Genomic DNA, 9,432 nt, shown 5'->3' with positions numbered 1-9,432 from the left:
GGTAGGGCTGTTTCAAACTTTAATAAGTTAACGATTATTGGAGATAGGGGGATAGGGGGATAGGGGGATAGGGAAATAAACTAAAATTTCCCGAAAAATCCGCCAATTTAGTCATTAAAATCTGACAAATTAGTTGGGAGGAAGCAACTCCAATGACTAACAATTCGTGATTCAGCCTTCTATGAGTGTTAGATAAATTTGGCCAAAATTCCGACTATTTGTCCAAAATTATCCCCATCTCCCCATCTCCCCATCTCCCCATCTATTTTTGGCGAGAATGAAACAGCCCTGCCTTATTAAGGGGGATAATGGGGGATCTGAATCAGGGATTAACAAAACTGACATGCACCCGATTAGCGCTAATCGGGTGCGCTTAATTTGACCGTTTGCGCGATGGGCACGCTACGCTGGGTTTATTTTAAGCTGAACGCGCACGCGTGAGCCTTTGGCAGACGGCAGACGGCTGACAGCTGTTCGCGCAGCGTGCGTGTAGCGCATATGCTTACATTATTAATCACAATAAAATCGGCAATTTTTGATTGTTAATTGCCATTATTATGCCAGCCCCCCCAGGGTTGTTTCATTTTGGTCGGTTCAGCGAATCGAACCATAGAGAATGAAACAGCCCTGGGTTTATTTTGGGGGTAATCCATTGGCTCCGTTGAGTATACAGTTGACTATCGAGTAGGGGGTTGACAGGAAATTGGAGCAATACCATGTCACCCCTCTGCTTGTCAGCTCTATTTTACTGAGGTGTCTTTCTTAGTAAGGGTGCATCTCATATTTGTAAAAAAGTTGCGTAGGGTGTGTTAGGGGGGCCTCATTTTCCGCTCAAGCGCCAAGGTTTAGACAGCCCGCCCCGTAACGCACCACCTTGTCAAACAACTAACTTTTAGGAGATGCACCCTCTTAGTAATACTTTCAGGAGTTTTATCCACCAGTAAGAATAACTTTTAATCATATCATAGGATCAGCTCAGAAAAAGTACCCTTAAGGGTACTGCCAAGCTAAGGTTAGATTTGATATTCTATAAAAGGTCTTGATTGAAATTTATTACCGCCAAAGTTAAAACCTATGGTTTCTAAATACTAGAATCCTTGTGTTTTTCAAGTTCCGATCAAGTGGCGAGCATCTCAAAGTTCCAGAAGCGATGCAGCGCGGTCTTGGGGGAAACCCCCATGAGCGACTGCCGTGGTTTCCACGGGGCTGGAGAGCGATGCAGCGCGGTCTTGGGGGAAACCCCCATGAGCGACTGCATCAAGACAGGTGCGGACGCAGGTTCCGCACACAGAACCCAAACCATGAGCGACTGCATCAAGACAGGGTAAATGGATCTACATTAGAAAACCCTTACTCAGAAATAAATTCCAATTAATAAGCTAAACCAAAAATCAGATTAATGCCAGCTCTAGTAGGCATTTAAAACTTGGTGCATCTCACATTTGTAATGGTGCGCTTGACCCATTAATAATTAAATTCTCCACGGGTCGCACCTAAATGTTGCTAGTGGTGCGTCATAAGACGGGTTCGCCCTGATTTTCTCGGTAGCCAGTGTTAGGACAGTGCGTCCGATTGTAACGGGCAAGATGCCCGTTCCACCGGGTGCATCTCATATTTGTAAAAAAGTTGCGTAGGGTGTGTTAGGGGGGCCTCATTTTCAGCCTCGTAGCCAGGGTTTAGACAGCCCGCCCCGTAACGCACCACATTGTCAAGCAACAAAAATGAGATGCACCCGTTCCACCAAGATGCCCGTTCCACTCACCGGTTCAAACAGCTTTCATGAGATGCACTCTTTAAAACTTTAATCCAGCAACGCCAGTAATCTTTATCAAACCATAATTTTGAGTTCAATTAAAAAAGTATGTTGAGTAATTTTTTGCCAGATGAAGTTACTGATCCAACTGAAATTAAAACATCTTTTTTAAAGATTAGAGGTAAAACGTTAATCTTTGGAAATGTTGTTTACCAAATTCATAATATTGCAAGTATCGGATTAGTTGATTTGAGAAGTACTGCTACATATAAAAAACCAATCAGCCAGCTTTCTATTGCTTTATTTGTTATACTTATAGTATTATTTATATATGCTAGTTTTTTGGGATTTTCTTCACAAATTTTTGTTTTATTCATAGCTATTGGAGCTTGGTTAATTTATGAATATAAGAAAACTATAACTAAAACCATAGAAAGATATGGAATGACTATTTATACAAATAATGGCCTGAAAAAAATTTTAGTAAGTAGGGATAAGGAATTTCTTAAAAAAGTTATTTGGACTTTGTCTGATGTGATGAATAGCAATGAACCCAAAGATATTACTTTTAACTTTGAAACTTTGGACATGTCTTATAAATCTATAGAAATTGAAAAAAATATTGGTGCTCCTGTAGTATCAGGTGATTTTGAAGGGGATGTTGTGAACTGGGTTTAAAACTTATAACACTCTGATTATTGTCAATCTATTCAATGGATTAAGGAGCTCAAAGGTGGAAAATAAACCGATTAAAAGAATTGTTAGGAATAATCATCAATTTAAGATTGATAATAATAATAACCCTATAGTATTAGGTAATTTCAAAGGAAATGTTAATAATATATATAATTCAGAACAGAAAAGGAATCTTGCTGAAGCTGCAAGCGAGATTCAACAACTTCTAGAGCAGCTAGAAAAGTCATATACTGGAAAGTGGAAAATTGCAACTAAAGCCAGAGAACATATTGAAAGCAACCCAAAACTGTTCCCGAAGACACTTAGTGCCTTAAAAGCAGGAAGCATTCAAGCTTTGGAACAATTCCTCAATCATCCCGCATCCAGTTTTGTGATTGGTGCTTTGGAAGAATGGGATAAAAACTAGGGCAAATGCATCTAAACCAGAACGGGCTTTTGCTCCCTCACCCCTGAATGTTAGGGTCAAGAATGAAACAGCCCCCCGATCAACATCGGGGGGCTAATAATAGCATTTCATTCAACTATGAATGCCTTAGCCTTTAGTAGTAAAAGCTGCAGTTACCAACGGCTGCGGCTAACACCGTCATTAGGCTTGTGAATGATGAAACTGAGAACTTGGCACTGCTTAACGTTATCAAAACCCACAACCCGGATATAGCAGTCGCGGTATTCAGAGCGACACTCATCCACTTCAGCTAGCACATCTTTAGGTGAAGTAGCCTTGAACAAAGGCAGTTTCCATAATGTCCAGTAGTAAATCTCTGGTTCAGAGCTTTCGTTGAACTCGATCGCAGGGATGTAACCTTCCGCTAAGATGTACTCCACTTGCCGCATAATCTGAGAGTCACTCAGGGGGGGTAAGTAGGAAAGGGTTTCGTAACGACGCTCTTTTGGTAATGTTTTCATAGATTTTGATGCTCTGTTTGATTCTCTGTTGAAGTATAGGTATGAAATTTGGGGGATAGCAGGTAACGTCTTCGGTTGAACCAATTAGGTGTCCGAATCAGTTTTCTGCTCAGAATTAGTTGGGTTATCTGGAAGAGTGAATTGCGTGATGCGTTCAAGATGCTGACGCCGATGTTCTATATTCGACTGCTGGATACTGGTGCAAACCATTTCAGGTAAGAACTCGGCCACTTCGTCTGCAATATGTTGCCGCACAGTCATAATCCGCAACGCTAATTCAGGTTTAGCCCGCAGTAATTCCTCAAGATAAGCGTCTCCATCTTGGATACTTTGTTGTGAGGAAAAAGACTGTAGCCAAAGCGCTCGGGGAGGGTCGGTTTCTCTTAACTGGTTTACCACTGTCCGCAGTGCTTGATAGGTCATATAGCTAGCCAGCACCTTGGCTGTATCTTTCGCAACTCGTTTTAAATCCATGGTTGAACCCAGTCTTTTAGAAAAAGTTATGAAGTCTAAAGTATGACGTTTCATACTTCAAACTTCACACCTCAAACTGCATCAGACGGTATCCATTGCCTCGAACTCGAACTTGATTTCCTTCCACAGTTCGCAAGCAACTGCCAACTCAGGACTCCACTTAGCAGCTTCCCGGATAATGTCACCACCTTCACGCATCAGGTTACGACCTTCGTTACGAGCTTGGATACAAGCTTCTAGAGCTACCCGGTTTGCAGTAGCACCAGGAGCATTACCCCATGGGTGACCTAGAGTACCACCACCGAATTGTAGGCAGGAATCATCACCAAAGATTTCTACTAGCGCAGGCATGTGCCAAACGTGAATACCACCAGAAGCCACTGGCATTACACCAGGCATGGAAGCCCAGTCTTGAGTGAAGTAAATACCCCGTTCGCGGTCTTGCTCAATGTGGTCTTCCCGCATCAGGTCAACGAAGCCCATGGTGATACCTTTTTCACCTTCAAGCTTACCGACTACAGTACCGGAGTGGAGGTGGTCACCACCGGACATGCGCAAGCACTTAGCCAAGACGCGGAAGTGCATACCGTGGTGTTTCTGACGGTCAATCACAGCGTGCATAGCGCGGTGGATGTGCAGCAGAACGCCATTATCACGGCACCAACGAGCCAGAGTGGTGTTGGCGGTAAAGCCACCAGTGAGGTAGTCGTGCATGATGATGGGCATGTTCAGGGACTTAGCAAACTCAGCCCGCTTCATCATCTCCTCGCAGGTGGGAGCAGTGACGTTGAGGTAGTGACCTTTGATTTCGCCAGTTTCAGCTTGGGATTTGTGGATTGCTTCTGCTACGAACAAGAAGCGATCGCGCCAGCGCATGAAGGGCTGGGAGTTAATGTTTTCGTCGTCTTTGGTGAAGTCGAGACCACCGCGCAAGCACTCATATACTGCACGACCGTAGTTCTTAGCGGATAGACCTAGCTTGGGCTTAATGGTACAACCGAGCAAAGGACGACCATACTTATTAAGCTTGTCCCGCTCTACAACAATCCCGTGGGGTGGTCCCTGGAAGGTTTTGAGGTAAGCAATGGGAATCCGCAAGTCTTCTAAACGCAGTGCTCGCAGAGCTTTGAAACCAAATACGTTACCCACGATGGAGGTCAGCATGTTGGTGACTGAGCCTTCTTCAAACAGATCCAGTGGGTAGGCAATAAAGCAGATGAACTGGTTGTCTTCCCCACGTACTGGTTCGATGTCGTAGCAACGACCTTTGTAACGGTCTAGGTCAGTCAGCAAGTCAGTCCAAACTGTTGTCCAGGTACCCGTAGAAGACTCAGCTGCAACCGCTGCACCGGCTTCTTCCGGAGGTACACCAGGCTGCGGTGTTACGCGAAACGCTGCCAAAATATCCGTATCTTTTGGAGTATAATCTGGCGTATAATAAGTTAATTTATAGTCTTTTACACCGGCATCGTAGCCAGCTTTTGTCTGAGTACTGGTTGATGAGTAAGACATGCGTTGCTTCCTTAGGAACTACTGAATGTTGCTATCGCTAGAATAGATTTTCTTTTCTTAGTGTTGTTTGTTGCTCCTAGCTAAGAGAACAAACAACCCATCTAGGCTTGTTGTCTAAGCCTGAAGAAGGGCACAACACCGATTCCACAATCACCTGTTTGTGGCTAATGTTGGGGATTACCTGTAGCTTTACTTACTAACCCTACCGCTCCGCTGATTGGTAAACGGTTGCTAGTCAGTCAAGTCGCTCAGGTAATTCAGAATTTCTTAATCATTTTGAAATATAGCAGGTAATGGGATCACTTAAACCTCAAATATTCTTTAGGAATGTATCAGCTTCTCTTATAACGTGACGAAATGTAACAATTTTAGAATTTTTTGTAACAAAAATTCTAAAATTGACTATAATCTGATGCTTGACAAGGTTTGGCAGCGGGGTTAAAAAACAAAATCAGATAAATCAAACCTGAACAGTTGCGCTACAGATCGTGAGGCTGCAACCATTGCGCCCCTAGAATCGCCCCTAAAATTAGGACCCGTGCAACACATGCAAGGGTAATATCAAGTCAGGTTGAATACCCATAATTAGAGGGAGGGTGGGGAGATGGGGAGATGGGGAGATGGAGAGATGGAGAGATGGGGAGATGGGGAGATGGGGAGATGGAGAGATGGAGAGATGGGGAGATGGGGAGATGGGGAGATGGGGAGATTTTTATTAAGCGATGCAGCGCGGTCTTGGGAAGGCAGCGCGGTCTTGGGGGTTCCCCCCACTCGCGCTTTGCCGTGGTTTCCCCCACTCGCGCTTTGCATCAAGACAGGGTAATTATCCCGACATGATATAAGTACTGATCAACTAAAGGCTTAATCAAGATGCTGGAAATAATGGCATGTCCCTGCTTTACGCCACAACCCAAGGCATGGCTGTTCAACTTGAAGGCTTACGGCGACAGGTAGATCCCCATTGGAAACGAGGCCTCAGCTATCTCAAAATTGGTCTGCGTTGGCTCAAGGGCGTAGTCAATAAAGGTCGGCTACTTTTAACGCCAGTACCATTGTTGCCAATAGATCCACAACCATGCTTTGCTAGCCATCAAGCCAAGTCTGATTACTACGACCAGATCTGGTTTTCGCGCATCCGGTCATGGAGCGTGTAGAACCTGATCAGCCTAGTTTTCACACAGATGTGTCAGGCAGTCAGGGGCTTAGGTCTTGGGATTTTGTCCTATCTGGGCAAGAAGAGTCATGAAGTGATAGGTGGGTAGTGGTACACAAATAGTGATTTTCGCTCCCGTTACCTTGACCAAACCCTAGTCAAATCACTACAACTTTACTACTACCAGTTTTGTCAGTCAATCAGGATAGATGCTTTACTCTCTTAGCCTAATACTTAACATCTTTAATACCAAAAAATAGAATTCGATCACAATTGTTAAAAATACTCTGTATTTTTGACTACAAAATTAGATGCGCTTGCCCTGGGGAAGACCTCCAGCTCTTACTTTTGTCAGTCAAGCAGGGCAAGGCAAATAGTTTTAATGTAAACAAAATTAAAGATAATATAAATAAATTATAAAGAATAAAAGGTGTTCATTAGTTTCCATCCAAAATAAACAGTGTCATCTGAAATTTCGGATGCAGTACACTAATTCCCAACGAACGGGAGTAAATCCAATGAAAAAAGAAATCAAAAAAGAAACACAGCACAAAGAAACCGCAAGCAAAAAGCGTAAACTCGAACAAGTTGACAAGAATACCCGCAGTAAACTGGGTAATGGTTACTGGTAAGTCAGAACTGGCTTAGAACCTAGCAAACCAGCGTAAACGCATCTTATTTTGAAATGCCTACTAGATATGAGATTCATAGGATAAGTATTTTGGCTTATTAATTTTGAAATCTTTGCTGAGTAAGGCTTCTATAATTTAGATGCGTTTGCCTTGCTTAGGGAACAAAGATATCTTTGCAAACTTTTCTTTCCGTGCGGTCGCGAACTCTAAGAAATCTTGGGAATCGTTGATATCGGTTTATACTTATAGTAGTGAGTTTGCAAAGATATCCTAAAGCAATTTGCTTGCGACTTGATTTTAATTTTTCTACCCAAAAAAATACTGTTATATCTGAGCTTAAGGCTTTCTTGTAAGCCAGCAAATCTAGGTGAGTATAAGTAAGACATTAAGGTGGATATTCGAGATTTTTATAGATCGTTAATTCAAAAACAAGTTCCAATTATTGTAGATAACTCTCAGCTGCGTAGTTACCTCGGAGATCGAGGATATGAAACGATATTGTTTGAAAACTATGACTTTACAAAAAATCAAGTTGTCTTCACCATAGTTTCAGATTATGACTGCTACGAGCGATTGCTAGCTCTATCCAATAGCTCGATAAGTACAATCGTACAACTCGCAGCAGTTAGGCATGATGAAAGCTTGGAGGCAATTGTTTATGAATTCGATCGGGTTCTAGGTTGCAAAATTGAAAAAAATTTAGAGCGAAGGAGTCAGATATATGACAGAATCGCCAACAGCTCAGAGGAGTTATATTTAGCTGATGAAAGAGGCAGTGATTTGAAGTGTTGGTTGGCAGAAACTTTAGAAGTTGTTAATAGCGAAAATAGTCTTAGATCAGGATATTTTTACTCTATTTCTGAGTTTTTGGAAGCTTCGATAGTAAATATTCAAGGTAATAAATCCAGTTTCTCGGTAGAAGGAAGGCTTTTTTTCGATGGAATGATACACGGTTCTACCCTACGAGAGACGAAAGAGCGCAACAAAGAAGCATTAAGCTGCTTATTTAGGGCTGTAACATCCAGCCGGGAAAAATATATTGAGATTGAAGATAATTCAATCGCTAGACTAGTGATAGATGGTCAGGATAAAACGAGTTTATTGCTAGACCTAGATCTGGATGCTGAGAGGAAGATGAGTCTTACAGAAATTGGTTTTGGTTGTAATGCCATGCTAATAGAAAGAGTGGATTGGAAAGTAAATTCCATAATTAATCGAGTCATACATGGCATGCATTTAGGGATGGGAACAGCATACAACTGTCCATATGTTAACTTTATCTCCCAGACTATCAAAATAGTTGAGGATTAAAGGCGATAAATTAGCAAAGTTTAAATAAATTAATGCGTATTTTAGATTTTTACGAGTCCCTAATCGACAAGAAGATGATGATCATTGTTGATAATCATCAATTGCGTTCCTACCTCGATCGGGAAGGATATCAAACGATTCTGTTTGATGATTATGATTTTAGAAATAGAGAGGCCGCATTTCTTGTCTTTTCCGACTACGACTATCATGACCGTCTGAAAGAACTATGGAATGTATCCGAAAGTAGGGTTGTCCATTTGCCAGCAGTCAAGTTTGATGGCAGTTTTGAGGGAATTGTTTATTCGTTGGAGCGGCTGCTAGAGGCTAATAGCCTCAATCTCGAACAAGGGCTAGTGCTGAGAAGTAAGACTTATAATAAAATTGCTGAGGTTCAAGGGGGACTATATTTGTCCGATGACAGAGGTAGTCAACTAAAGTGTCAGTTGGCGGAAAGCTTGGAGGTTGCTAATGCTGAAGATGAATTACAAGCAGGTTGGTTTTACTCCATTGCTGAGTTATGGGAAAGTTCGGTCGTAAATATCAAAGGAAATAAATCCAGTTTTTCAGTGGAAGGGATTTTTTATTTCGACGGTATTCTTTATTCGGCAAATAAGCGAGTGATAAAAGAGCGCAACCAGATGGCTTTAAAAGCCCTATCCGAGCGCATCGCATCTAGTCAAGAAAAATATATAGAGCTGGAAGATAACTCTGTAACTCGCTTGGTATTAGATGGTCGCGATGAAACCTCTGCATTACTTGATGTAGAACTTCATCCAGAAAGACAACTAAGTCTCACGGAGATGGCTTTTGGTTGTAATACTGGTATAGTAAATTGTGTGGATTGGGAAGTCAATTCGGTTATGAATGAAGGAATTTATGGGATGCATTTAGGAACGGGAATTCCCAATAAAAGTCCTCATATTGACTTTATCTCTAAAACCTTGAAACTGGTTTAAAATTTAATTGGTTTTGATAAACCCTCAGAGACAGCTTGA

At 42.1% G+C, this 9,432-nt stretch carries 11 protein-coding genes; 7 read left to right on the top strand and 4 right to left on the bottom strand.

Annotated elements, in window-relative coordinates:
- Positions 1–1,133 precede the first annotated feature (1,133 nt).
- Positions 1,134–1,289, bottom strand: a complete 156-nt coding sequence (locus tag F6J99_RS04130) for a hypothetical protein (RefSeq protein ID WP_293111827.1) — start codon at positions 1,287–1,289, stop codon at positions 1,134–1,136.
- A gap of 572 nt (positions 1,290–1,861) precedes the next feature.
- Here F6J99_RS04130 and F6J99_RS04125 point away from each other — a divergent pair.
- Positions 1,862–2,431: a DUF6232 family protein gene (locus tag F6J99_RS04125; RefSeq protein WP_293111826.1), complete on the top strand. Its 570-nt coding sequence runs from the start codon at positions 1,862–1,864 to the stop codon at positions 2,429–2,431.
- Between the two features lie 55 nt (positions 2,432–2,486).
- Positions 2,487–2,855, top strand: coding sequence for a hypothetical protein (locus tag F6J99_RS04120; protein WP_293111825.1), 369 nt, complete (start codon positions 2,487–2,489; stop codon positions 2,853–2,855).
- A 152-nt stretch (positions 2,856–3,007) separates the two neighbouring features.
- Here F6J99_RS04120 and F6J99_RS04115 read toward each other — a convergent pair whose 3' ends face one another.
- The 3 genes from F6J99_RS04115 to F6J99_RS04105 form a co-directional block, all read right to left on the bottom strand.
- The gene (locus tag F6J99_RS04115) at positions 3,008–3,355 is read right to left on the bottom strand and encodes a ribulose bisphosphate carboxylase small subunit (RefSeq protein WP_070394937.1); all 348 of its coding nucleotides are present in this window, start codon (positions 3,353–3,355) and stop codon (positions 3,008–3,010) included.
- An 84-nt stretch (positions 3,356–3,439) separates the two neighbouring features.
- Entirely contained in the window at positions 3,440–3,829 is a 390-nt protein-coding gene (locus tag F6J99_RS04110; RefSeq protein WP_070396895.1) for a chaperonin family protein RbcX, read from the bottom strand.
- An 81-nt stretch (positions 3,830–3,910) separates the two neighbouring features.
- Positions 3,911–5,341 carry a form I ribulose bisphosphate carboxylase large subunit gene (locus F6J99_RS04105; protein ID WP_070394936.1) on the bottom strand — a complete coding sequence of 477 codons (1,431 nt, stop codon included), beginning with the start codon at positions 5,339–5,341 and terminating at the stop codon, positions 3,911–3,913.
- 596 nt (positions 5,342–5,937) lie between these two features.
- Here F6J99_RS04105 and F6J99_RS04100 point away from each other — a divergent pair.
- From F6J99_RS04100 to F6J99_RS04080, 5 genes are all read left to right on the top strand, one after another.
- On the top strand, positions 5,938–6,060 hold the full coding sequence (locus F6J99_RS04100) for a hypothetical protein (RefSeq protein ID WP_293111824.1): 123 nt from the start codon (positions 5,938–5,940) through the stop codon (positions 6,058–6,060).
- Positions 6,002–6,178 carry a hypothetical protein gene (locus F6J99_RS04095; RefSeq protein ID WP_293111823.1) on the top strand — a complete coding sequence of 59 codons (177 nt, stop codon included), beginning with the start codon at positions 6,002–6,004 and terminating at the stop codon, positions 6,176–6,178. Before F6J99_RS04100 ends, F6J99_RS04095 begins: the two co-directional genes overlap by 59 nt.
- A gap of 50 nt (positions 6,179–6,228) precedes the next feature.
- Positions 6,229–6,495 (top strand): hypothetical protein, encoded by a 267-nt coding sequence (locus F6J99_RS04090; RefSeq protein ID WP_293111822.1) that lies wholly within the window; start codon positions 6,229–6,231, stop codon positions 6,493–6,495.
- A gap of 1,021 nt (positions 6,496–7,516) precedes the next feature.
- Positions 7,517–8,437 carry a hypothetical protein gene (locus tag F6J99_RS04085; RefSeq protein WP_293111821.1) on the top strand — a complete coding sequence of 307 codons (921 nt, stop codon included), beginning with the start codon at positions 7,517–7,519 and terminating at the stop codon, positions 8,435–8,437.
- Positions 8,438–8,469: 32 nt separating this feature from the next.
- A complete protein-coding gene (locus F6J99_RS04080; RefSeq protein ID WP_293111820.1) occupies positions 8,470–9,393 on the top strand; it encodes a hypothetical protein in 924 nt (307 codons plus the stop codon).
- Positions 9,394–9,432: the final 39 nt, after the last annotated feature.

It is taken from the genome of Moorena sp. SIO4G3, from assembly GCF_010692305.1.
Lineage (GTDB): Bacteria > Cyanobacteriota > Cyanobacteriia > Cyanobacteriales > Coleofasciculaceae > Moorena > Moorena producens_A.
This window is presented reverse-complemented; position numbering and strand designations above follow the sequence as displayed.

What these genes read in the sequence shown, in the direction of transcription:
- F6J99_RS04125 (WP_293111826.1), top strand. Translation starts at nt 1,862, where the DNA reads ATGTTGAGTAATTTTTTGCCAGATGAAGTTACTGATCCAACTGAAATT.
- F6J99_RS04115 (WP_070394937.1), bottom strand. Translation starts at nt 3,355, where the DNA reads ATGAAAACATTACCAAAAGAGCGTCGTTACGAAACCCTTTCCTACTTA.
- F6J99_RS04110 (WP_070396895.1), bottom strand. Translation starts at nt 3,829, where the DNA reads ATGGATTTAAAACGAGTTGCGAAAGATACAGCCAAGGTGCTGGCTAGC.
- F6J99_RS04105 (WP_070394936.1), bottom strand. Translation starts at nt 5,341, where the DNA reads ATGTCTTACTCATCAACCAGTACTCAGACAAAAGCTGGCTACGATGCC.
- F6J99_RS04095 (WP_293111823.1), top strand. Translation starts at nt 6,002, where the DNA reads ATGGAGAGATGGAGAGATGGGGAGATGGGGAGATGGGGAGATGGGGAG.
- F6J99_RS04090 (WP_293111822.1), top strand. Translation starts at nt 6,229, where the DNA reads ATGTCCCTGCTTTACGCCACAACCCAAGGCATGGCTGTTCAACTTGAA.
- F6J99_RS04080 (WP_293111820.1), top strand. Translation starts at nt 8,470, where the DNA reads ATGCGTATTTTAGATTTTTACGAGTCCCTAATCGACAAGAAGATGATG.